The 23,810-nt window shown below is 53.9% G+C and carries 23 protein-coding genes; 18 read left to right on the plus strand and 5 right to left on the minus strand.

Going from position 1 to position 23,810, the window contains the following annotated elements; all coding sequences use genetic code 11:
- Positions 1–144 precede the first annotated feature (144 nt).
- Entirely contained in the window at positions 145–1,413 is a 1,269-nt protein-coding gene (locus ACKC9G_RS03095) for an HlyC/CorC family transporter (RefSeq protein ID WP_411403471.1), read from the minus strand.
- A 62-nt stretch (positions 1,414–1,475) separates the two neighbouring features.
- A complete protein-coding gene (locus tag ACKC9G_RS03100; RefSeq protein WP_411403472.1) occupies positions 1,476–2,276 on the minus strand; it encodes an inner membrane protein YpjD in 801 nt (266 codons plus the stop codon).
- A 158-nt stretch (positions 2,277–2,434) separates the two neighbouring features.
- Between ACKC9G_RS03100 and ffh the strand changes: the two genes are divergently transcribed.
- From ffh to lysS, 14 genes are all read left to right on the plus strand, one after another.
- A complete protein-coding gene (gene ffh / locus ACKC9G_RS03105; protein ID WP_411403473.1) occupies positions 2,435–3,820 on the plus strand; it encodes a signal recognition particle protein in 1,386 nt (461 codons plus the stop codon).
- Between the two features lie 194 nt (positions 3,821–4,014).
- Positions 4,015–4,272 carry a 30S ribosomal protein S16 gene (gene rpsP, locus ACKC9G_RS03110; protein WP_411403474.1) on the plus strand — a complete coding sequence of 86 codons (258 nt, stop codon included), beginning with the start codon at positions 4,015–4,017 and terminating at the stop codon, positions 4,270–4,272.
- A gap of 38 nt (positions 4,273–4,310) precedes the next feature.
- The gene (gene rimM / locus ACKC9G_RS03115) at positions 4,311–4,838 is read left to right on the plus strand and encodes a ribosome maturation factor RimM (RefSeq protein ID WP_411403475.1); all 528 of its coding nucleotides are present in this window, start codon (positions 4,311–4,313) and stop codon (positions 4,836–4,838) included.
- A 10-nt stretch (positions 4,839–4,848) separates the two neighbouring features.
- A complete protein-coding gene (trmD, locus tag ACKC9G_RS03120; RefSeq protein ID WP_411403476.1) occupies positions 4,849–5,592 on the plus strand; it encodes a tRNA (guanosine(37)-N1)-methyltransferase TrmD in 744 nt (247 codons plus the stop codon).
- A gap of 31 nt (positions 5,593–5,623) precedes the next feature.
- Positions 5,624–5,992, plus strand: a complete 369-nt coding sequence (gene rplS / locus ACKC9G_RS03125) for a 50S ribosomal protein L19 (protein WP_411403477.1) — start codon at positions 5,624–5,626, stop codon at positions 5,990–5,992.
- 94 nt (positions 5,993–6,086) lie between these two features.
- The gene (gene xerD, locus ACKC9G_RS03130) at positions 6,087–6,998 is read left to right on the plus strand and encodes a site-specific tyrosine recombinase XerD (RefSeq protein WP_411403478.1); all 912 of its coding nucleotides are present in this window, start codon (positions 6,087–6,089) and stop codon (positions 6,996–6,998) included.
- A 138-nt stretch (positions 6,999–7,136) separates the two neighbouring features.
- Positions 7,137–7,862 (plus strand): DsbC family protein, encoded by a 726-nt coding sequence (locus tag ACKC9G_RS03135; RefSeq protein ID WP_411403479.1) that lies wholly within the window; start codon positions 7,137–7,139, stop codon positions 7,860–7,862.
- Between the two features lie 232 nt (positions 7,863–8,094).
- Positions 8,095–9,399: a homoserine dehydrogenase gene (locus ACKC9G_RS03140; protein ID WP_411403480.1), complete on the plus strand. Its 1,305-nt coding sequence runs from the start codon at positions 8,095–8,097 to the stop codon at positions 9,397–9,399.
- 10 nt (positions 9,400–9,409) lie between these two features.
- Positions 9,410–10,801 (plus strand): threonine synthase, encoded by a 1,392-nt coding sequence (gene thrC, locus ACKC9G_RS03145; RefSeq protein WP_411403481.1) that lies wholly within the window; start codon positions 9,410–9,412, stop codon positions 10,799–10,801.
- Between the two features lie 9 nt (positions 10,802–10,810).
- Positions 10,811–11,623 (plus strand): YdcF family protein, encoded by an 813-nt coding sequence (locus ACKC9G_RS03150; RefSeq protein ID WP_411403482.1) that lies wholly within the window; start codon positions 10,811–10,813, stop codon positions 11,621–11,623.
- A gap of 29 nt (positions 11,624–11,652) precedes the next feature.
- Positions 11,653–13,377: a single-stranded-DNA-specific exonuclease RecJ gene (gene recJ, locus ACKC9G_RS03155; protein WP_411403483.1), complete on the plus strand. Its 1,725-nt coding sequence runs from the start codon at positions 11,653–11,655 to the stop codon at positions 13,375–13,377.
- Positions 13,378–13,514: 137 nt separating this feature from the next.
- Entirely contained in the window at positions 13,515–14,678 is a 1,164-nt protein-coding gene (gene iadA / locus ACKC9G_RS03160) for a beta-aspartyl-peptidase (protein ID WP_411403484.1), read from the plus strand.
- Positions 14,679–14,873: 195 nt separating this feature from the next.
- Positions 14,874–15,969 (plus strand): peptide chain release factor 2 gene (prfB, locus tag ACKC9G_RS03165; RefSeq protein ID WP_411403485.1). Its coding sequence is split into 2 segments (ribosomal slippage): positions 14,874–14,945 and positions 14,947–15,969, totalling 1,095 coding nucleotides; the frame shifts between segments, so codons are not numbered across the junction.
- A 27-nt stretch (positions 15,970–15,996) separates the two neighbouring features.
- Positions 15,997–17,496, plus strand: coding sequence for a lysine--tRNA ligase (gene lysS, locus ACKC9G_RS03170; protein ID WP_411403486.1), 1,500 nt, complete (start codon positions 15,997–15,999; stop codon positions 17,494–17,496).
- Positions 17,497–17,581: 85 nt separating this feature from the next.
- Here the strand turns inward: lysS and ACKC9G_RS03175 are convergent, their stop codons facing one another.
- A complete protein-coding gene (locus tag ACKC9G_RS03175; RefSeq protein WP_411403487.1) occupies positions 17,582–18,184 on the minus strand; it encodes a hypothetical protein in 603 nt (200 codons plus the stop codon).
- Positions 18,185–18,334: 150 nt separating this feature from the next.
- On the opposite strand from ACKC9G_RS03175, the gene ung reads away from it, so the two are divergent.
- The gene (ung, locus tag ACKC9G_RS03180; protein ID WP_411403488.1) at positions 18,335–19,033 is read left to right on the plus strand and encodes a uracil-DNA glycosylase; all 699 of its coding nucleotides are present in this window, start codon (positions 18,335–18,337) and stop codon (positions 19,031–19,033) included.
- Positions 19,034–19,090: 57 nt separating this feature from the next.
- On the opposite strand, the gene ACKC9G_RS03185 is transcribed toward ung, so the two are convergent.
- Positions 19,091–20,140 (minus strand): YgfZ/GcvT domain-containing protein, encoded by a 1,050-nt coding sequence (locus ACKC9G_RS03185; protein WP_411403489.1) that lies wholly within the window; start codon positions 20,138–20,140, stop codon positions 19,091–19,093.
- A 213-nt stretch (positions 20,141–20,353) separates the two neighbouring features.
- On the opposite strand from ACKC9G_RS03185, the gene ACKC9G_RS03190 reads away from it, so the two are divergent.
- A complete protein-coding gene (locus tag ACKC9G_RS03190; RefSeq protein WP_411403490.1) occupies positions 20,354–20,617 on the plus strand; it encodes a succinate dehydrogenase assembly factor 2 in 264 nt (87 codons plus the stop codon).
- Between the two features lie 46 nt (positions 20,618–20,663).
- Entirely contained in the window at positions 20,664–21,107 is a 444-nt protein-coding gene (locus tag ACKC9G_RS03195; protein WP_411403491.1) for a protein YgfX, read from the plus strand.
- A 29-nt stretch (positions 21,108–21,136) separates the two neighbouring features.
- Here ACKC9G_RS03195 and nadB read toward each other — a convergent pair whose 3' ends face one another.
- Positions 21,137–22,750 carry an L-aspartate oxidase gene (nadB, locus tag ACKC9G_RS03200; protein WP_411403492.1) on the minus strand — a complete coding sequence of 538 codons (1,614 nt, stop codon included), beginning with the start codon at positions 22,748–22,750 and terminating at the stop codon, positions 21,137–21,139.
- A gap of 432 nt (positions 22,751–23,182) precedes the next feature.
- Here nadB and rpoE point away from each other — a divergent pair, with 432 nt between their 5' ends.
- Positions 23,183–23,755: an RNA polymerase sigma factor RpoE gene (gene rpoE / locus ACKC9G_RS03205; protein WP_411403738.1), complete on the plus strand. Its 573-nt coding sequence runs from the start codon at positions 23,183–23,185 to the stop codon at positions 23,753–23,755.
- Positions 23,756–23,810: the final 55 nt, after the last annotated feature.

Here is a 23,810-nt window from a genome sequence, read left to right on the forward strand (position 1 = left end):
GCACTCACGCACTCACGCACTCACGCACTCACGCACTCACGCACTCACGCACTCACGCACTCACGCACTCACGCACTCACGCACTGGTCAGTAGGTATAAAAAAAGCTGCCAAAGGGCAGCTTTCTAGTGGTGTTCAAGTGGGTTTAGTCATCGCTTTTGAGCTTGTAGGCGCGAACTGACTTAATCAGATTATCCTTGATCTGCAGTGTTTCGAACCGGTATTCATCAATCTGCACGCAGGTGTTGGCAACGGGGATGGCTTCCAGCGTTTCGACAATTAAACCATTGATGGTTTTAGGGCCTTCAGTTGGCAGCTCCCAGTGAAGTGACTTATTGATATCGCGAATGGTGGAGGTGCCATCAATAATGATGCTGCCATCGTCCTGATGAACGATATCCTGATCTTCGATGTCTTCCTTCGTGGAGAGCTCGCCCACAATCTCTTCCAGAATATCTTCAAGCGTGACCGCGCCAATCACATCGCCGTATTCATCGACTACCAACCCAAGACGCTTGTTGGCCTTTTGGAAGTTCATCAATTGGGTATGCAGAGGTGTATTTTCAGGGATGAAGTAAGGCTCGAAAGCCTGCTCGATAATGAGCTCTTTTGTCACAGGCTCAGTGCTGTTGAGAAGGCCTGCCACACTGCGCATATGCAGAACGCCCATCACGTTATTGATTTCGCCCTGATAAATTGGCAGGCGCGTGTATTTGCTATTGGCAATTTGCTGAAGAATGTCTTCCAGCTCGTCATCAAGGTCGAGACCCTGGATTTCATTGCTTGGGATCATGACATCGTTCACGGAGACCGTTTCAAGATCCAGAATGCTGAGTAACATATTCTGGTTGCGACGGGGCATGAGTGCGCCGGCTTCGTTAACAACGGTACGAAGTTCTTCGGTGCTAAGGTGGTTGCCGCCTTCATCGCTCCCCTGCAGACGGAACATTCGCAAAATCCCACTGGTGATGCTGTTGACCAGCCAGACACAAGGATAAAGCAGCTTAAGTAGCGGAATCAGAATGAGTGATGCAGGAAATGCCACTCGCTCCGGATTCAGCGCTGCAAGCGTCTTGGGGGTGACTTCTGCAAAAATAAGAATAAGAAATGTGAGTGCTGCGGTGGCAATGGCGACACCTAACTCACCCCACAGGCGTGTCGCAATGACTGTGGCAATGGCTGAAGCCAGAATGTTAACGAAGTTATTGCCAATCAGGATGACGCCGATCAGGCGTTCAGGGCGTTCAAGCAGGTTTTGAGCGCGTATGGCGCCTCGGTGTTTGCTCTTAACCAGATGGCGCAGGCGGTAGCGGTTGAGCGTCATCATGCCGGTTTCAGAGCTGGAGAAAAACGCAGACATGATAATGAGAATGACCAGAACTATGCATAAGGCCACTATGGGTATGTCGTTCAAGAGGGGAGTAGCTCCATAACACGAATAGGAAATCGTGTTTTAGTTGGTTGAGGTGGCCGGTGTCAAGTGCGGCCGATGATGTATTCCAATACCAGCTTGGTGCCGAAGAACCCAAGCATCAATACCACGAATCCGCCAATCGTCCAGCGTACCGCCGTTCGGCTGCGCCAGCCGAAGCGATAATGGCCGATAACCAGTGTTGCAAAGATAAGCCAGGCCAATAGTGAAAGTATGGTTTTATGGATTAAATGCTGGGCAAAAAGGTTCTGTACAAAAATGAAGCCGCTGATAAGCCCGATAGTCAAAAACACCAGACCCACACAAATCAGTTCGAACAGTAGCTTCTCCATGGTTTGCAGAGGGGGTAGCACTTTTGTCAAACTGGCAGGCTTGTGATGTTTGAGCTGCCAGTTCTGACGGTAGAGCAGCAAAGCCTGTACGAGTGCCAGTGTGAAGAAGGCATAGGCAATGATGGATGAGGCTATATGCAGGTCGACGCCCGGATTGTATTCGTGGGAGCGTCCCTGGGCTGGAATCAGGCCGCTGAGTAAAATCGTGGTCGCAGCCAGAGGGAAAATGAAGACAAAGAGGTTTTCCAGCGGGCGTGATAACGCACTGGCAAGTGCCAGTGCCACAATAAGACAGGAAATCAGCGAGCCGGTAATAAAGAAGTCGAAGCGTAGTCCGCCAAGTGTGAACAGGCTGTGGGACAGGGTTACTGCCTGAAACAGTACACCTGCAAGGCCCAGCAGCATTATCTGCTGGCGGGAGGCCAGAGGCTTGCCCATCAGTGTGCTCGATTGCAGAAAACCGCCGGCAAGATACGCCACGACTGCAAGAATATAAGCACCAATAAGAATCATGTGTTATGTGTCCGTTCGAGAGTGAACGCGCCTATTGAACCTGAACTTCTCAACAGAGATTCGTTCCTTGGCGACGCGTCGGATATAATAGCGGAAATTTTATTGTTACAGATACGTTCGGCACGTTAATCCGCCGGATGATCATCAAGGGCATCTCAATGTTTGATAATCTCACAGATCGTTTGTCCCAGACATTAAAGCATATCACCGGACAGGCCAAGCTGACCGAGGACAACGTCAAGGAAGCCTTGCGTGATGTTCGTATGGCGTTGCTTGAGGCCGACGTAGCTCTGCCGGTTGTTAAAGAGTTTATTGGTAAGGTTAAAGAGCGGGCGATTGGTCAGGAAGTTGCCCGCAGTTTGTCGCCAGGTCAGGTCTTCATCAAGATTGTGAAGCAGGAGCTGGTCTCCATCATGGGGGAGGCCAATGAAGCGCTGAACCTGTCAGTACAGCCGCCTGCGGTGATCATGATGGCGGGTCTGCAAGGGGCGGGTAAAACTACCTCTGCAGGAAAACTGGCCAAATTCCTGAAAGAGCGCCACAAGAAAGAAGTCATGGTCGTATCGGTGGACGTCTATCGTCCCGCTGCGATCAAGCAGCTCGAAACGCTGGCAAAAGAGGTCGGCGTTCATTTCTTCCCGAGTCAGGCAGACCAGAAACCACTGGATATTGCCAAGGCCGCTATCGCTCATGCGCGCATACAGCATCATGATGTGGTGATTCTCGATACCGCCGGTCGCTTGCATGTCGATGAAGCCATGATGCAGGAGGTTAAATTCCTGCATGAGGAAGTGCAGCCGGTCGAAACCCTGTTTGTTGTTGATGCGATGACGGGTCAGGATGCCGCGAATACCGCTAAGGCCTTTAATGATGTGCTGCCCCTTACCGGTGTCGTCCTCACCAAGACCGATGGTGATGCCCGTGGTGGTGCCGCGCTGTCAGTGCGTTACCTGACCGGAAAACCCATCAAGTTCCTTGGGGTCGGTGAAAAGAGTGACGCGCTGTCACCTTTCCATCCTGATCGTGTGGCTTCGCGTATTCTGGGGATGGGTGATGTGCTTTCTCTGATCGAGGAAGCAGAACAGAAAATGGACAAGAGCAAGGCAGAGAAGCTCGCGTCCAAGATCAAAAAAGGCAAAGGCTTTGATCTCGAGGATTTCCGTGATCAGCTGCAGCAGATGAATAACATGGGCGGCATGGCTGGCCTGATGTCCAAACTGCCAGGTATGGGACAGCTGACGCAAAATGCTGATATGGGCGCTGCTGAAAAGAACATGCGCCAGATGCAGGCGATCATCAGTTCAATGACGCCCAAAGAGCGTCGTAACCCCGATCTAATCAATGGTTCTCGCAAGCGTCGTATCGCGATGGGTTCTGGTGTTCAGGTTCAGGATGTTAATCGTCTTCTTAAGCAGCACAAACAAATGCAGAAGATGATGAAGCAGGTCGCTGGCAAGGGCGGCATGGCCAAAATGATGCGTAATATGAAAGGAATGTTGCCTCCCGGTATGGGTGGTGGCGGTGGCGGAATGCCGCGCTTCTGAGTCCTGGCAAGATCGCTTATGTAACCCGCTTCGGCGGGTTGCTGTTTTTTTGAACAAATGCTTTTCTTGGGCGCCTGATTCACATAGAATGTTGCGCCTTATAACTCGGCCTTAGCCCACGAAGCTTGGGTCGGTACTTCGAACGATGGGCGATATCAAAACCCATCCGCAACTCAATAAAGGAACGATCGCGCATGGTAACTATTCGTTTGGCTCGTGGCGGCTCCAAAAAGCGTCCTTTCTATCACATCACTATTGCTGACCAGCGCAATGCGCGTGACGGTCGCTTTATTGAGCGTGTAGGTTTCTTCAACCCCATCGCTCGCGGTGGTGAACAGCGTCTGAAGCTGGACCTTGAGCGTGTAGCTTACTGGACTGACAAAGGTGCACAGCCTTCTGATCGCGTTGCCCAGCTGATCAAAGATGCTGCCAAGGCTCAGGCCGCGGCATAACTTTTAGGATATAGAAGCTGAGATTTCCGGAACGCCTGATGCAAAGCAATCAAGAACAGCTCGTCATGGGGCGTATAACCTCGGTGTACGGCATTAAAGGCTGGGTAAAGGTTTACTCCTTTGCAGAACCGATGGAGAACATCTTTGCCTATACTCCCTGGAAGTTACAGCTTAACGGTCAGTGGCGAGAGGTCGTCATTGATCAATGGAAACATCATGGCCAGGGGCTAATTGCTCATATTGAAGGTTGTGATGACAGAGATATCGCCAAGCATTACTGCGAAGCGGATATCCACGTTGATCTGAACCAGTTACCCGACCTCCCAGAGGGCGAGTTTTACTGGCATCAACTTGAAGGTTTGACTGTGGTTAATACCGAAGGCGTTTGTCTTGGTGTTGTCGACCACATGCTGGCCACTGGGGCTAACGATGTTTTGGTCGTGAGTCCAAGTTCTGACAGTGTGGATGATCAGGAACGCCTGATTCCCTATCTGCCAGAGAACAATGTAAAGGAAGTAAGTCTCGAGCAGCGTCGCCTGGTCATTGACTGGGACTCCAGTTTCTGAGGAGAGCGCTGTGTGGTTGGGTGTTGTAACGCTCTTTCCTGAGATGTTTCGTGCCGTTGGCCTGTATGGCGTGACGGGACGTGCAGTAAAGGAAGGAATACTGACGCTGAAGTGCTGGAATCCGAGGGATTATGCCCACGACCGGCATAAGACCGTGGATGATCGCCCCTATGGTGGTGGCCCCGGGATGCTGATGAAAATTCAGCCTCTGAGGGATGCCATTCAGGCTGCGAAGTCCGCCAGCGAGACGCCGCCTCACGTGATCTACCTGTCGCCGCAAGGTCGCAAGCTGGATCAACAGGGGGCGAAAGAGTTGGCTGCCTATCCATCGCTTTTGATGGTGGCAGGGCGCTACGAAGGTATTGATGAACGACTGATTCAGTCTGAAGTCGATTCTGAGTGGTCCATTGGTGACTTTGTTCTCAGTGGGGGCGAGTTACCTGCCATGGTGATGATTGATGCCGTGGCGCGAATGGTTCCGGGAGTTCTGGGCCGTGAGGAATCCGCCGAGCAAGACTCTTTCAGTGACGGGCTGCTTGATTGTCCGCACTACACACGACCTGAAACATTGGAAGGGCAAACAGTCCCGCCGGTACTTCTGAGTGGAAATCACGAAGAAATCCGCAAGTGGCGACTACAGCAGCAACTAGGAAGAACCTGGTTGCGTAGACCGGATTTGTTGGAAGACCTTGAGCTGACCAAAGAACAGCAAAAGCTTTTGTCAGAATTTATTCGCGCAGAAGAAGCCTCTTAAGGCAGCGCGAACGATATATTAGGAGCGAGCGATGAGCAGCAAGAACCTGATCATTCAGCAAATCGAAGCTGAACAGATGAGCAAAGAAATTCCTGCGTTTGGCGCAGGTGACACCCTGGTTGTCCAGGTACGTGTTGTAGAAGGCGAGCGTACTCGTCTGCAGGCTTTCGAAGGCGTTGTAATCGGCAAGCGTAACCGCGGCCTGAACTCTGCTTTCACTCTGCGTAAGATCTCCCACGGTGTGGGCGTTGAGCGTACTTTCCAGACCTACAGCCCAACTGTAGAAGAAATCCAGGTTAAGCGTCGTGGTGACGTTCGTCAGGCTAAACTGTATTACCTGCGTGACCTGTCTGGTAAAGCAGCACGTATCAAAGAGAAAATCGTTTCCAAAAACGCTTAAGGCGTTCGGAACGACCGCTCTTGATACGGTTCGACAAAAAGGTGGCTTAGGCCACCTTTTTGTTTTTCTGAATCTCCTGATGCAGAGGTGAGGCGTGGTGGGCAAAGCGGAGCTTAGTGATCTTCATGAGGGGAATATTGCTCGGTTTCTGGATAGCGCCTGGCTTGAGAAAGGGTTAAGTGAGCTGAGTCTTGAAGCCTACCGTCGTGATCTAACGCAGTTTGCTCTCTGGTGTCAGAGGCAATCCATAGAGGTGCTTAAGGCCAATAGTGATCAGCTACAGGGTTATCTCTATAGCCTGTTTGATCAGGATGCCAGCGCTTCGTCCATATCACGTTACCTGTCCTGTTTACGGGGGTTCTATCGTTTTGCTCTGCGGGAGCAGTTAATTGAGCAGGACCCTACGGCGTTGTTAAGTCATCCTCGTCATGTCCGGCCTATTCCCGATGCTTTGAGCGAGGCTGATGTTGAGGCATTACTACTGGCGCCTGACTTGTCCTCCGCTATTGGCTTGCGTGATCGTGCCATGCTGGAAGTTCTCTATGCCTGTGGTCTGCGAGTCAGTGAGTTGATCGGCTTACAGTTAAGTAATATCAGTCTTGAGCAAGGTGTGATTCGGATATGGGGTAAAGGGGGGAAGGAGAGGCTGGTACCGATGGGTGAGGAGGCGATCAGCTGGATTCAGCGCTATCTTCGTGAGGCCAGACCGGAGCTGATCGGTATGGAGTTGCAGGTGCTTTTTCCTTCCAGCCGTGGTGGAGAGATGACGCGGCAGACCTTTTGGCATGCCATCAAGAAGTATGCCCTGATCGCTGGTATCCGAACGGATATCTCGCCCCATACACTGCGGCATGCGTTTGCGACACATTTACTGAATCACGGCGCGGATTTACGCGTTGTGCAGATGCTGCTTGGGCATGCTGACTTGTCGACGACGCAGATCTACACTCATGTCGCCCGTGCCCGACTGCAGGCATTGCACGAGCAGCATCATCCGCGTGGTTAGTCACTGTTATGTCGCTGATGGTCTGATCTCTTTGGTGTTATTGCTCTGGGCATGAGGGTCCGGAGTCGCTATCTTGATGCACAGTGTGGAACTCATGGTGTGTTTATGAGTCCTAGTAGAAAACACCGAGGATCAAACATGAAGATACGTCACCTCCTGCTGTCATTCCTGATGCTCATTACTGCAGTCGCACAGGCGGCTAAGTCGACCCCCGAAGAGGCCATCACTGCGGCACTTACCAAAGCTTATCCCGACCTGCCCATTTCCAGCATTACACCTTCCGAAATGCCGCATTTGTATGAAGTTATGCTGGCGACCGGAGACTCGCTGTATGCCAGTGAGGATGGATCACACTTTATTGTGGGCAATCTTTACCAGACGACTGATAAGGGCTTTCGCAATCTGACTGAAATCAAACAGCAGAAGTCCCGTGCTGAGCTCATGGCGTCTGTTCCCGATGAGAATGCCATCATTTTCCCGGCCAAAGGAGAAGAGCGTTCCACACTGTTTGTCTTTACCGATGTGGATTGTGGTTATTGCCGTAAGCTTCACTCGGAGCTGGGTCAGCTCACCTCCCAGGGTATTACTGTGAAGTATCTGGCCTTTCCACGTACCGGTCTGAATACGCCTACCTATGACAAGATGGTTGCTGTCTGGTGCTCGGACGATCCGCAGGCGGCCATTACCGCTGCCAAGCAGGGGAGTGTGCCGGGGAGTGCAAAGTGTGAGAACCCGGTTGCTGCGGATTATGAGCTGGGAGTGACCCTTGGGGTGACAGGAACTCCCACCTTGATCACGCCTGATGGGCAAATGATCCCAGGCTATATGCCTGCAAATGAGCTGGTTAAGAGCCTGGGGTTATAAAGGAAGAGCAAGGCGCCTGTCTTCGTTGACAGGCGCTACCCTGCCACTTAATGTGTACCCTCCTTAACGCAGGGGCCGGGAAATCGCACGGTTTTTCGGACGCTGCGGCAATAACGTCTAGGTCGGATCGACCTCCTGATCCGACTCCGTCAGCCTTCAAAAATGCCGGACATCTGATGTTCGAAATGACTATAACGGGCGGCGGTTTAACCTGTGAAATCGGGGTATTAGTTTGAAACCTGTCAAAGTCGGCCTTTGTGGCTTGGGTACTGTCGGTGCGGGTACTCTTAACGTCCTCAAACGCAACGCGGAAGAAATCTCACGTCGGGCAGGACGCCAGATCATTATTGATATGGTCAGCATTCGCCGCCCACGCACGGATATAGACCTGACAGGTATTCGCACGACCTCCGATATTATGGCCATCGCCAATGACCCTGAAATTGATATCGTGGTTGAGCTTATTGGTGGCTACGATACGGCACATGAGCTGGTAATGCAGGCGATCGCAAACGGCAAGCATGTCGTGACTGCGAATAAAGCGCTGATCGCTGTTCATGGTAACGAGATCTTTGCAGCTGCCCAGGAAAAGAATGTCATGGTAGCTTTTGAGGCATCTGTGGCGGGCGGTATTCCTATTATTAAGGCTATCCGTGAAGGTCTGACGGCGAACACAATTCAGTGGCTGGCGGGGATCATCAACGGTACTGGCAACTTTATTCTCACCGAAATGCGTGAGAAAGGCCGCGACTTTGCCGATGTGTTGGCGGAGGCTCAGGCCTTGGGTTATGCCGAAGCCGATCCTACCTTCGATGTTGAAGGGATTGATGCGGCCCACAAGCTGACCATTCTTGGGTCGCTGGCCTTTGGTATCCCTCTGCAATTTGAGAAAACCTTCACTGAAGGCATCAGTAAGATTGCGCCTGAAGATGTGACTTATGCAGAAGCGCTGGGTTACACCATTAAGCATCTTGGCGTAGCGCGTCGAAATGAGCAGGGCGTTGAACTGCGTGTTCACCCCACTCTGATTCCCAGCAAGTGTCTGCTGGCGAGCGTCAATGGCGTTAAAAATGCGGTGATGGTTCAGGGCGATGCCGTGGGTCCGACGCTCTATTACGGAGCGGGTGCGGGAGCTGAACCTACCGCCTCCGCTGTTGTCGCGGACATCGTTGATGTGGCGCGTACTCTGACCAGTGATCCTACCAACCGTGTTCCTCATCTGGCTTTCCAGCCTGATCACCTTTCTGACCTGCCGGTACTGGATGTTGCTGCTGTTGAAACCGCGTATTACCTGCGTATGCAGGTGGTGGAAAAGCCTGGAGTGTTGGCGCAAATCACCTCTATTTTCAGCAAGGCTGGCATCAGCATCGAAGCGTTACTGCAGAAAGAGCACGGTGTGGATAATGCGCCGGTCATTCTGCTGACCAAGCGTGTTCGTGAAGGTGTGATGAACGAGGCCATTGCCGCGATTGAGTCGCTGGAAGATGTCATGGGTCCGGTTACCCGCCTGCGCGTTGAACAACTGGATCTGGGTTGAGATAGAAGTCATGAAATACATCAGTACCCGTGGTAAAGCCCAGTCGTTGGGCTTCGAAGACGTTCTGCTGGCGGGCCTTGCTAGTGATGGCGGCCTGTATGTGCCTGAGCGTCTGCCAAGCTTTACCCATGAAGAAATAGCGAGCTGGCGTGGTCTGCCTTACAGCGAGCTGGCGTTCAATGTGATTCGCCCATTTCTGGGTGGCTGCATTGATGATTCAACCTTCCGCACGATGGTTGAAGACACCTACAGCGTCTTCCGTCACAAGGCCGTTGCTCCACTGCAGCAGCTGGACAGTAACGAATGGGTGATGGAGCTGTTCCATGGCCCAACGCTGGCGTTCAAGGATTTTGCCCTGCAGCTACTGGGCAAGCTGATGGACCATGTTCTGGCCAAGCGTAACGAGCGTCTGGTCATTATGGGCGCGACGTCCGGTGACACCGGCTCTGCCGCCATTGAGGGCTGCCGTCACTGTGAACGTGTCGATATCTTTATCCTGCATCCTTATCAGCGTGTCTCTGAAGTACAGCGTCGCCAGATGACAACGGTGCTGGCAGACAATGTTCATAACATTGCTCTTGAAGGCAATTTTGACGACTGCCAGCAGATGGTCAAAGACAGCTTTGCTGATCAGGCTTTCCTTGAAGGCCGTCGTCTTGGTGCTGTTAACTCGATCAACTGGGCGCGCATCATGTCCCAGATCGTTTATTACTTTGCTGCTGGTCTGGCGCTGGGTGCTCCTGATCGTCCGGTGTCTTTCTCTGTACCCACAGGCAACTTCGGCGATATCTTCGCAGGTTATCTGGCCAAGCAGATGGGGTTGCCGATTGATCAGCTGATCGTTGCGACCAATCGTAATGACATCCTGCACCGAGTGATCAGTAACAACGACATGAGTCGCCAGTCTCTGGTTCATACCCTGTCGCCTTCCATGGACATCATGGTCTCCTCCAACTTTGAGCGTTTGCTGTTTGAGGTGTATGACCGCAAAGGCGAAGAGGTGGATGCGCTGATGGCGCGCTTCCGTAATGAATCGGTAGAACTGGAGAGTGAGCGTTGGGCGGAAGTACAAAGCCTGTTCGCCAGTCATTGTGTCGATGATGATGCCACTGTCGAGATGATTGCCAAGGTGCACGCTGATACCGGTTACTTGCTGGACCCGCACACGGCGATTGGTGTTGTTGCTGCCCGCCAGTGTCGTCGTAATGACAGAACGCCAATGGTGACGTTGGCGACAGCGCACCCGGTCAAATTCCCGGATGCGGTCCTGCGTGCTGGTCTTGAGGCTCCTGCATTACCGGAAGCCATGAAAGACCTGTTTGAGCGTCCTGAAAGCTACGATGTGATCAGCAATGACCTTCGTGAAGTTCAGGCGCACATGGTCAAGACCCTGGCAGGCTAATCGCCAGGGATGCAAACCCTTCTCTACTACGGTGCAAAGCTGTTCTGGTTTCTGATGCGACCAGAGCAGCTTTGTCTCGTTTTACTTCTGCTGTCTTGGTGGCTGATTCGACGGGGTAACTCCTGGGGTCGTCATCTGCTGATGACTGTTATCCTATTCTTCACCGTAATGGCCTTCTGGCCGGTGGGTGATTATCTCATTGGTCCTCTGGAAAACCGTTTTCCGAAGCCTGCAAGCCTGCCGTCTGAAATTGCGGGCATTATTGTACTTGGCGGGGGAGAGGAGGCTGAGCTGTCAGCGGTACATCAGAGTGACGAATTCAACTGGGCAGCCGAGCGTTACATGGTGGTGCCGGCGTTGCTGCAACACTATCCGCAGGCGCGAGTGCTCATCAGCGGTGCCAGCGGAAACCCGTTACGCCAACATATTGCCGGTGCGGTGGTTGGAGAGCGCTGGCTTCGCAGTATCGGTGTCACCGCGCCACTGGTCATTGAGAATAACGCCCGCAATACGGCGGAAAATGCCACACGCTTGGCACCCTGGAAAGACAAGGCCAGGGAAGAGGGGAGCAACAATGCGCCTTTTCTGCTGATCACCTCGGCCTATCACATGCCAAGAGCCATGGGCGTTTTTCGGCAGCAAGGCTGGAATGTAGTGGCCTATCCTGTTGATTATCGAGCCTTTCCTCTAGGTGAACAGCACATCAATACCAATATGTCCGCCAATCTTTATGAATTATCTGTTGGCCTGAGAGAGTGGGTCGGTTTGGCGGGATACCATCTCACGGGTCGTATTCCAAGTTGGTTTCCTGCGCCGAAATAACTGAATTGCCCTGTCATCACGAGCTTTGCATGTCCTCTAAACAGATCCGCGTTCGTTCCTTGCCTGCCACGTTACCTGCTTCTCTTGCAGAGCTGCCGCCACTGTTGGCGCGTATTTACGCTGCACGGGGCATTGCCACCGAGACTGACTTGTGTCGCACACTTGATGGGCTGCTGCCGGATAACCAGCTATTTGGGATGGACAAAGCAGCCAGCCTGATTGCGGATCATATTTTACGCGGTAGCCATTTCTGCATCGTTGGCGATTTTGACTGTGACGGTGCGACCAGTACGGCGCTTGCGGTATTGGGACTGCGTGCCATGGGCGCGGAGCATGTGCATTATCAGGTGCCTGACCGCTTCTACTACGGTTATGGCCTGAGTGCTGAATTGGTGGCAGACCTTCCCGCTGATACAGAAGCGCTGATTACAGTGGATAACGGTATTGCCAGTATTGCCGGTGTTGCTGCAGCAAAAGCGCGAGGTTGGGATGTCATCGTCACCGATCACCACCTGGCTGGTGAGCAGCTGCCCGAAGCCGATGCCATTGTGAATCCGAATCAGCCCGACTGTGGATTTACCAGCAAGTCATTGTGTGGCGTCGGCGTGATGTTCTATGTGTTGGTCGCGCTTCGTAAGGAGTTGGAGGCACGAGGTTGGTTTGCCGAACGCACAAAACCTAATCTCGGACAGTTTCTGGATATTGTGGCGCTGGGAACGGTGGCCGATGTGGTCCCACTGGATGCCAATAACCGCATCCTGGTACATCAGGGGTTACAGCGCATTCGGGCAGGCAAAGCCCGTCCGGGTATTTTGTCTCTGCTGCGGGTGGCCGGGCGCGATCACCGTCAGATCGTCGCCTCGGATCTTGGCTTTGCTGTGGCGCCGCGTCTGAATGCTGCAGGTCGTCTGGATGATATGTCGGTGGGAATTGAATGCCTGCTGACCGCAACACCGCAGCTGGCGGATTTCTATGCCGATCAGCTGAATCAGATGAATCTGGCTCGTCGTGAAATTGAGCAGGACATGCAGCATCAGGCGTTGATGCATTTGAATCGCCTGTCACTGGCTGAAGAAGATCAGCCCTGGGGCGTGTGCCTGTATGAGGCCGAGTGGCATCAGGGCGTGATCGGCATTCTGGCGTCACGCATCAAGGACCGCCTGCATCGTCCGGTCATTGCCTTTGCTCAAGGTGAGAACGGGGAAATCAAAGGTTCGGCTCGTTCTATTGCCGGATTGCATATTCGTGATGCGCTGGCAGCGGTAGATAGCCGCCACCCAGGGATGATCGCCAAGTTTGGTGGTCATGCAATGGCGGCTGGACTCACGCTGGCAACTCAGGATTTTGACAGTTTCCGTCAGGCCTTTGATGCTGAAGTGCGGCGTATGCTGCAGGAGAAGGATCTACAGGCCATGATCGAAGTCGACGGGCCGCTTGCCTCTGAGGATTTTCAGCTGGATACCGCCTGGATGCTGCGTAACGCCGGCCCCTGGGGGCAGCATTTCCCGGAGCCTGCCTTTGTCGGCGAGTTTGACATACAGCAGCAACGCATTGTCGGTGAGCGGCATCTGAAGCTGGTCTTGCGGTTACCTGGCTCAGGTCAGGTACTGGATGCAATTCACTTTAATGCGGATCTGACGGTCTGGCCCAACAGCGCTAAACAGGCGCGGTTGGTCTATAAGCTGGATGTGAACGAGTTTCGTGGTGAGACGAGATTGCAGCTGCTGGTCGATCACGCCGAGCCCCTCACCTAAGCTATCCACAGCCGGGGCATCTACACTGAACTCACGTTTTACCCACAGTTGAATGCGCCACCATTTCTCAGGGTCTGACGTTAAAGGCTCTGATGACGATCCCGGCTTTTCTGCCCACGATCCTCGGGGAGGATTAGATGCTTACTCTGATTCGCAATGCCAACCTCTTTGCTCCTGCGCCCTTGGGACTTCGCGATGTATTGATCGCCGATGGCCGTATTGCCGCGATTGACTCCACGATTGAGCTGAGTGGCTCGTTCCTCTGGGAAGAGCTGGATGCCAGCGGAAAAATCCTGATTCCGGGGCTGGTTGATTCACTGGTACACATTACGGGAGGAGGTGGGGAAGGCGGTCCGCACACTCGTGTTCCTCCCATGCAGCTCAGTCAGGCGGTTAATGCAGGTGTCACCACGCTGATAGGTGCTCTGGGGACGGATTCTGTGAGCCGCTCACTGGAGGATCTGGTTGCCAAGGCGCGAGCACTGAGCACCGAAGGTATTTCTGCATACTGCCACACCGGCTCCTATCAGGTACCGGTGAAAACGCTGACGGGCAGCATCGAGCGTGACTTGTTACTGGTCGATGTGATGCTCGGTACAGGTGAGATCGCCGTGGCAGATAACCGATCCTCACAGCCTACGTTGGAAGAGCTGAAAAAGATCGTCGCCGCTTCTCGCGTCGGCGGCATGCTTTCGGGCAAGGCGGGAACCGTGCTTATTCACATGGGCGATGCGCCGGATCAGCTGACACTGCTGGATGCGTTGTTCGCCAGTACTGATCTGCCCAAGCGCCAGCTGCAGGTCACTCATATTAACCGCAGTGCCGCACTCTTTGAGAAGGCGATCGGTTTTGCCCAGCGAGGTGGCTATGTCGACTTTACGACCAGTACCGGTGGCCTGATGAAGTGGGGCGAAGTCAGCTGTGCGGAAGGGCTGCAGCGTTTGCTTCAGGAAGGCGTGCCGGTTTCCCAGATTACTTTCAGCTCGGATGGCCAGGCCAGCCTGCCGATCTTTGACGCAGAAGGTCAGGTTGTCGGCATCGGCGTGGGAGAGATCAGTAGTCTCTGGCAAGAGGTAAAGCGCTGTGTTTCACAGGGGATGGCGCTCGAGGTGGTATTGCCCGTTGTGACATCATCACCGGCAAAATTGCTGGGATTGAGCCAGAAGGGTGTGCTGGCCACAGGCAAGGATGCAGACCTTCTGCTGCTCAATGACGACCTCAGCATTGATGGGGTGATGGCGCGAGGTCGCTGGCTTAAACAAAACGGCGTCCTTCAGGTAAAAGGCACGTTTGAAAGCTGATTCCTGACATGCCCTGACACCGATGCCTGCGTCCTGAGGGACTGAAAAAACTCCGGACAGAACGGCGTTTCGTCGTTCTCAGAGGGGGCAAGTTCGGCTAAAATGCGCGGTTCATTTATCGAATCGATGCAGTGAGTCTGGCTCCTCTGGCGGAGCAGGTGAGTCGCTGCTCTGTACTGACGCAAGGCCAGACTGATGGAAATCAACCCAATCGTTCTTCGTATCAAAGACCTGCAGGCGCGTACCGACGTGCTTAGGGGGTATCTTTGACTTCGATACCAAGAAAGAACGTCTGATCGAAGTAACCCGCGAACTTGAAGATCCCGCCATCTGGAATGATCCGGAAAACGCCCAGAATCTGGGGCGTGAGCGCGCTTCTCTGGATGTCATCGTCACCACGCTGGAAAACCTGACTCAGGGTCTGGAAGATACCACTGAGCTGCTGGAAATGGCCGCGGCGGAAGAAGACGAAGACACCGTTGCAGAAATCCAGAGCGAACTGGACGGTATGGCGACCCAGCTTGAAGGCCTGGAATTCCGCCGTATGTTCTCAGGCGAAGCCGATCCCAACAATGCTTTCCTGGACATTCAGGCGGGTTCCGGTGGTACCGAAGCACAGGACTGGGCCAGCATGCTGCTGCGCATGTTTTTGCGCTGGGGCGAAGCCAAAGGCTTCAAGACGGAAATCATCGAAGTTTCAGACGGTGAAGTGGCGGGCATCAAGAGTGCCACTATCCGCTTCGAAGGCGAGTATGCCTACGGCTGGCTGCGCACAGAAACCGGCGTTCACCGTCTGGTGCGTAAGTCACCCTTTGACTCCGGTAATCGCCGTCATACGTCCTTCTCCTCGGTCTTCGTCTCACCTGAAATTGACGATAACGTCGACATCGAAATTAACCCTGCCGACCTGCGCGTTGACGTCTACCGTGCCTCCGGCGCCGGTGGTCAGCACGTTAACCGTACCGAGTCCGCAGTGCGTATTACCCACATGCCTACCAATACCGTGGTGGCATGTCAGAGCCAGCGCTCTCAGCACCAGAACCGTGACTTCGCCATGAAGCAGCTGAAAGCCAAACTCTATGAGCTGGAGATGCAAAAGCGTCGTGAAGCGGCTCAGGAGCTGGAAGACTCCAAAGCCGATATCGGCTGGGGTAGCCAGATCCGCTCCTACGTACTGGATGACTCGCGCATTAAAGACCTGCGCACCAGTGTGGAAACCCGAAATACCCAGGCGGTGCTGGATGGTGATCTTGACCGCTTCATCGTCGCCAGCCTGAAAGCCGGCCTGTAAGCCGGCGTCGCTTCGAAGGAATCCTTGATGACTAACGAAACGCAAGCTCCTCAAACCCTTGAGGACGAGAACAAACTGGTTGCTCTTCGCCGTGAGCGCCTGCAGGCGCGCCGCGATCAGGGCATCGCATTCCCGAATGACTTCCGTCGCGATCATCTGCTGGCGGACCTTCAGTCCACCTACGGTGAGAAAACCAAGGAAGAGCTGGCTGAGCTGAACATCACCGTTAAGGTGGCCGGTCGTCTGATGCTGAACCGTGGTGCTTTCATGGTTATTCAGGACGTCAGTGGCCGTTTGCAGCTGTACGTTAACCGCAAGGCGCTGGCAGAAGAGACTCTGGCCGATATCAAAACCTGGGATCTGGGCGATATCGTTGCGGCTGAAGGTGTGCTGTGCAAATCCGGTAAGGGTGACTTGTACGTCGATATGACCGAGCCACGTCTGTTGACCAAGGCACTGCGTCCACTGCCTGACAAACACAAAGGTTTGCAGGATACCGAGATGCGTTACCGTCAGCGTTATGTCGACCTGATCAGTAACGAGGAATCCCGTCGCGTCTTCAAAATTCGCTCACAGATCGTGGCGGGCATCCGTCAGTTCATGAATGAGCGCGCTTTCCTTGAAGTCGAAACACCGATGCTGCAGGTCATTCCTGGCGGTGCATCCGCGCGTCCATTCATTACTCACCACAATGCGCTTGACCGTGATATGTACCTGCGTATCGCCCCTGAGCTGTATCTAAAGCGTCTGGTTGTCGGTGGTTTTGAGCGCGTATTCGAGATCAACCGTAACTTCCGTAACGAAGGTCTGTCGACCCGTCATAACCCTGAGTTCACCATGATGGAGTTCTACCAGGCGTATGCGGACTACAAAGATCTGATGGACCTGACCGAAGAGCTGCTGCGTACGCTGGCACAGAATGTACTGGGCACCACCACCCTGAAATATCAGGGCGCGGAGTATGACCTTGGCAAGCCATTCGTGCGCATGTCGATGATTGAATCAGTACTGCACTTCAATGCGCATATCACCAAAGAGCAGCTGACTGACTTTGATCAGGCTAAAGCCCTGGCGAAAACCCTGCGTATTGATGTCAAACCGACCTGGGGTCTTGGCAAGCTGCAGACAGAAATCTTCGAAGCCTGTGCAGAAGACAAGCTTGATCAGCCGACCTTCATTACCGAATACCCGGCAGAAGTTTCCCCGCTGGCACGTCGTAATGATGACAACCCGCATGTGACTGACCGCTTTGAATTCTTCATCGGTGGCCGCGAGATTGCCAACGGCTTCTCCGAGCTTAACGATGCGGAAGATCAGGCAGAGCGTTTCCGTCAGCAGGTGGAAGAGAAAGACGCAGGTGATGATGAAGCCATGTTCTACGATGCAGACTACGTTAACGCGCTGGAATACGGCCTGCCACCGACCGCCGGTGAAGGTATCGGTATCGACCGTCTGGTGATGTACTTCACCGATTCGGCTTCCATCCGTGACGTGATCCTCTTCCCGGCCATGCGTCCGGAGGTCTGAGGATCAGCAGACGCATTGAGCGTCATGCGAATAAAAAAAGCCCGGCGGAAACGTCGGGCTTTTTTTGTAGGGCTGAAAGCCTGCTTTAGCTGGCGGGAGTCGGTGGAGCTACAGGCGTAGGTGTTGGCATGGGTTGAGAAACGCTGCGCTTGATGCTGTTCTGCAGTTGTTTCAGGCGCTCAAGGCGCAGACGACTGGCTTCTTCTGCCGTGGTCATGCGCAGGTTGTACTCATCGAGCCACGAGCGTGAACCGCGCACCATGGCGCTCATCTCTTCCATACCGTTTTTCAGGTTAGCCAGGAACGCCTGGTAACTCACTTCCTGCTCGATCAACAGATCCAGCATTTTCTGATTACTGCTGGCGCTCAGTGCCGACTCCAGACTGGTCAGCATGGTTTCCATGCGCACGGCCTGAGCTTTTTGTTCAGTAAGCAGATCTTTCCAGTCGCGATAATCCGCCTCAATGGTGGCTGTATCGTTTTTCCACTGGCTGGTCATCTGTTCAACCTGAAAACTCAGTTTGCTGGCCCAGGGGCTGGGCACCCACAGCCAGAGATTCACAGTAAGCAGAATCGCCACGGCGGAGAGAATGAGGCTCAGGGTTGAGATATTCAGAGAGATGCTGATCTTGCGGCGACTCTTTTTGGCAGTGTCTTCAACCGCTGGCGTGTCATTCTGAACGGCCATATTGGCGACTTCCTTCATGCAATCAACGATCTATGTATCTTGGCGGCTGTCGTGCGGACTGGCAAGTAGGGTGTTTCCTAGGGTTAAGAGCGTTGAGTGAGGCTGTTACAATAGCGCCATGATGATATTTGCTGGAGTAAGAGAGCGCTCATGAGCCTGAATGTCGACCCAAGCTGGCAGCCCTGGCTGGATGAAGAATGTGCCAAGCCTTATATGCAGCAGCTGCGAGGCTTTCTGCGAGCTGAGAAAGATGCGCACAAAGTGATCTACCCACGCTCGCAAGACTGGTTTAATGCCTTTCATTACTGCGGGTTTGATCAGGCGAAAGTCGTGATTCTCGGGCAGGACCCATACCACGGCCCAGGTCAGGCTCACGGTCTGTGCTTCTCAGTGAAGCCTGGCGTTCGCGTTCCTCCCTCACTGGTGAATATCTACAAGGAGCTGCAACGTGACCTGGGTATTCAGCCGCCGCCTCATGGTTGTCTGATTCCCTGGGCGGAGCAGGGTGTCATTATGCTGAATGCCGTCATGACGGTGGAACAGGGCAAGGCAGGGGCGCATCAGGGAAAAGGCTGGGAAAGTTTTACCGATGCTGTGGTTGAAAAGCTTAATCGTGAACGTGAGGGTCTGGTCTTTATGCTGTGGGGCAGCTACGCCCAGAAGAAAGGCCGGGTGATTGATCGCCAGTGCCACTGTGTGCTGGAAAGCGTTCACCCATCACCCTTGTCAGCTCATAGGGGCTTTATCGGTAACGGTCACTTCTCGGCGGCCAATCTCTGGTTGCAAGAGCGGGGGGTAGTGCCGATTGATTGGCAATTGCCCGCGCACTATGAGCTTTCTGAAGCCTGATCGACCATAAAAAAAAGAGACCCTAGTGGTCTCTTTTTATTCAGCGCGGAAATACGATCAGAGCTTGGGACGGTTTCTTTCGAAAACTTCCGGATCGATTTCATAAGGCAGCTCTTGGCTGATGTTCAGTGTGGCACTGCTATCTTCTGTCAGCCAGATTGGTGCGTCCAGCTCATTGCGATAAAGTACCGCCAGAAGCTGGTAACTGTTCTCGCCAATGCGAGCAGCGCGCACGATCTGTCCCGCCACTTCACGCTTTTCACTAGTCAGGGTGGCACCGGCCACGGGCTTCACCTTGCTGCTGACACTGGCCAGATGCATGTTGCGCTTAAGCGAACCGACAAACTGCATGCGTGCGACAATTTCTTGTCCGGTGTAGCAGCCTTTCTTGAAGCTGATGCCGCCCAGAGCCTGCAGGTTAAGCATCTGAGGGATAAAGGTATCAACTGTCGCCGGGGTAATGTCCGGTAAGGCCGCTTTAACTTCCTCGGCTTCCCATAGCTCGCTGCTGGTGAAGAAGGCGTGTTCAGTAATGGGCACCCAGAGTTTTTTGGCGCGTTCAGGAGATAGCCAGAGTTCAAAGCGCGGTTCATTACCGGCAATGCGGATAACATGGCCGCCTTCAATCGCCATAACCTGTCCCGGTGTCTCAGGCGCATCATCAAAGAGTGCCTGAAGAATGTTGTCGCTGCCTTCACCGGTCAGACCGAGGCGGACCCAGTCATCACTGGCATCACTCAGGGTGGCTTTGAAAAAGACGATGTATTTGGCAAGGGTGGCGCGGGTGGATTCGACCATGTCTCGGCGCATGCCGAAGAGATAACCGGTGTCATCCTTCACCAGACGGAACAACGATAGCAGAGCGCCTTTGTGGGTACACAGACCGCCCAGCACGCTGTTGTCTGCACTGACGGCATTTACATCGCAGGTCAGCTGGCCTTGCAGAAATTTTGCTGCCATTTCACCTTCGCAGCGCAGCACGCCAAGATGGGAAAGATCCATCAGGCGCGGGCGGTCAGCCGGTGGCGCCGCGAAGTGATATTGCACGCCGTCCTCATTCCAGGCGGCACCTTGTTGTTGCAGAAACGCTTGCCAGAAACTGTTCATAGGGCATCAATCAGATAGGAACTCAAAGAATGGAGGGCTTGCGGCAGCATCATAACATTGCTTGCGCCGTAAAGCCGAACCGGCGCCGGTTTTGCGCTGATAGCCAACACATGGGGGTGACTCCTGTTCCTTGCAAGTCAGGAATCGTACTGATGCTTGGGTTCGCCTGCACCAACCACTATAATCGCGGGGTTTTTGTTGAGGGGTGTTGTCATGTCCAACGTCTATAGCGATGTGGATGTTCGCCGCCTCCGCTGGCAGAGTCGCCGCGGAATGCTGGAGCTGGATGTCCTGCTGGTACCGTTCGTTGAAGAAGTCTTCGCACAGCTGCCGCGAGAGGATCAGGAGCGATACGTGCGCTTGCTGGAACAGGAAGATACGGATCTATTCTCTTGGTTTATGCAGCACACGACGGCAGAGGATCCTGATCTGGCGCGTATCGTCAAAATTATTCTGGATCGCGTTCAGCCCGCCTGAGGCTAATGCTGCTTAACTGGCTTGCGTCATCTTCAGGGAGTGAAGTATGTCGTCAGGTTTTTCGATGGGGATGGCGAGCCTTCGTCCATCCCGTCTCTCCTCTTTAGTGCTCAATCTTGCGCTGGTTCTGGCGCTGACCTCTGCGCTGTTCTTGCCTGACTGGCGCTACACCCTGTTAACCGCTCTGCTGACAATGGCACTCTATGCGCTGGAGTGCTGGTATCTGCGCCGCACTGCAATCAGTGGAATTCGATGGTATCGCCATGACTGGGCGGTATCTCTGCCTGAGGATGGCTGGATTCCTGTGGCTTTGACAGGCTGCTGGCTGAGCCGTTATTGCATCATTCTTTATGCTTATGGCCTGGAGCCAGGCGAGAAAAAAAGAACGCTGACGTTGGTGCTTTTTGCCGATGCCATGGAAAGTGAAGTATGGCGGCGCCTGCAGGTCAGGCTGCGCTATCAGTCACTCAAGTCTGATAGTGCAGCCTGAAACAGTGGCCAAATTCAGCGGGCTGCTCTTTATGAGCGCGGCCAAGGATAATGTTTTGGTGCCAGAACGGTATCGCGGATTTCAGCAGAAAGTTCCGGGTAATCGAGGGTGTAATGCAAGCCCCGGCTTTCCTTGCGAAGCATGGCGGAGCGGATAATCAGTTCGGCAACCAGCGCAAGATTACGAAGCTCAATCAAATCGCGCGTAATTTTGAAGTTGCTGTAATACTCGGCGATTTCCTGCTGCAGCAGATCAATACGATGCTGAGCGCGCTGAAGGCGTTTAGTCGTGCGCACAATGCCGACGTAATCCCACATGAAACGACGCAGCTCATCCCAGTTGTGGCTGATGATGACGTGTTCGTCCGAGTCCGTGACCTGGCTTTCATCCCAGGCGGGAGCGCCAGCGCTGGCCGGGCGGTTGTCATTCATGGTCAGAATGTCCTGCGCACAGGCGCGCGCATAGACGATGCACTCCAGCAGCGAGTTACTGGCCAGCCGGTTAGCCCCATGAAGCCCGGTGAAGGCTGTTTCCCCTACGGCATACAGGCAGCCGATATCAGTGGCCCCACGGGTATCTGTCATGATTCCACCACAGGTGTAATGGGCGGCGGGAACGACGGGAATAGGTTGCGAGGTCATGTCGATGCCAAAGCTCAGGCAGCGTTCATAGACGGTGGGGAAATGCTCGCGGATAAACTCCGGCTCGCGGTGGGAAATATCCAGATTGACATGATCCAGACCCAGGCGCTTCATCTCATGGTCAATTGCGCGGGCCACGATGTCACGCGGGGCTAACTCGCCTCGCGGGTCGAACCGGAACATAAAGCGCTCGCCATCGGGGAGCGTCAAATGCGCGCCTTCACCACGCAGCGCCTCTGTAATCAGAAAAGACTTGGCCTGGGGGTGATAGAGACAGGTCGGATGGAACTGATTGAACTCCATGTTGGCAACGCGACAGCCTGCTCGCCAGGCCATGGCAATACCATCACCGGACGCGCCATCCGGGTTACTGGTATACAGATAGGCTTTACTGGCGCCGCCAGTGGCCAGAATCACAAAGCGGGCTTTGAAAACTTCCACATGACCACTGTCCAGATTGAGAACATAGGCGCCCTCGCAGCGATTACCCTCCAAACGCAGCTTGCGTCGGGTAATCAGATCCACTGCCAGAAAATGAGTCAGCATGGTGATGTTGCTGTGGGCCGTGGCCTGTGACAGCAAACTTTGCTCAATGGCACGGCCTGTGGCATCGGCCGCATGAATGATGCGTCGATGACTATGGCCACCTTCCTTGGTGAGATGAAAGGGCATGGCTTCACGACCCTGTTCATCACGCGTGAAGGGCACTCCCTGACGGATAAGCCAGTCGATGGCGGAAGGGCCGTTTTCAACGGTAAAGCGCACCGCATCCGGGCGTGAAAGCTGAGCGCCAGCCTCCATGGTGTCACTGATGTGGCTAGCGACGGTATCCTGCTCATCCAACACGGCGGCAACACCGCCCTGAGCCCAGAAGGTCGAGCCGCTATGCAGGCTGGCTTTGCTGAGCACGGCCACTTTCAAGTGATCGGCAAGATGAAGGGCTGCAGTCAGTCCTGCGGCACCGCTGCCGATGATAAGCACGTCATATTCTTGTTCTGCCATTCCTGCGGGCTTCCCTGTGGTAAAGGCGCCATGCCGACGCAATCCGTGCATTTTACTGGGATTGTCCCGGCAGAAAAGAGTGCGGCTCGCCAGAGTGCCGCGAATTTGTCCTCAAGCAAGGATGAAAACGCTGCTTCATGGGGAACTTGCCCAATTGCTGGTGGTCATAAGTCTCCGGCAAGGAGGTTCGCTTGCCTGAAATGGCCATTTGGCGGGTGTTGGCACTGACGTATGCAGCTTCTGACTCTGCTCGTCAGTGAATAGCCACTAATGCTACATTCTGTTTCCTCTGTGGGGATCACTCCGTTGCTCAGGCAAAATAGCTCCCCATCAACCTGATGTAACCCTTATGTCTGGATGTCTCTGCTGCTTGGGGGAATCTCCGCTACGGGTCAGATTATAGTCTCCAGGAAAAAGGGGAAGGTGGTGTCACTGGAACACGATGAATCAGATCTGGCGCTGGTACGCCAGGCTCAGCGCGGCAATAAGCGGGCCTTTGATCTCTTGGTCATCAAGTACCAGCATCGCATTCTGACGCTGGTGCAGCGCTTTATGAAAGACCACTCCGAATCCATGGATGTGGCGCAGGAAGCCTTTATCAAGGCTTATCGTTCTCTCAAAAACTTTCGCGGTGAAAGTGCGTTTTATACCTGGCTATATCGAATCGCTGTCAATACCGCAAAAAACTATCTTGTCTCGCGCGGACGTCGGCCTCCTGATGTGGATATTCTGGCGGATGATGCTGTGCTGGTGGAAGGTAATGAGGCTCTGAAAAGCCGGGATACTCCCGAGCACGAGCTTAATCGGGATCGTCTGAAAACCCGAATCCAGGAAGTGCTGGCCAAACTTCCGGAAGATCTTCGCGTCGCCTTGATGCTGCGCGAGTTTGACGGCCTGAGTTATGAAGACATCGCGGCGGTAATGGATTGTCCTGTCGGTACGGTGCGATCACGAATCTTTCGGGCGCGAGAAGCGATCGAACAGGAAATTGCTCCATTACTCTGAGTGATGAGCCCTCAGGGGATTGCAGGATGCCGCAACAAGTACAGGCCCCGGAGAT

Source organism: Pokkaliibacter sp. CJK22405 (assembly GCF_046614695.1).
GTDB lineage: Bacteria > Pseudomonadota > Gammaproteobacteria > Pseudomonadales > Balneatricaceae > Pokkaliibacter.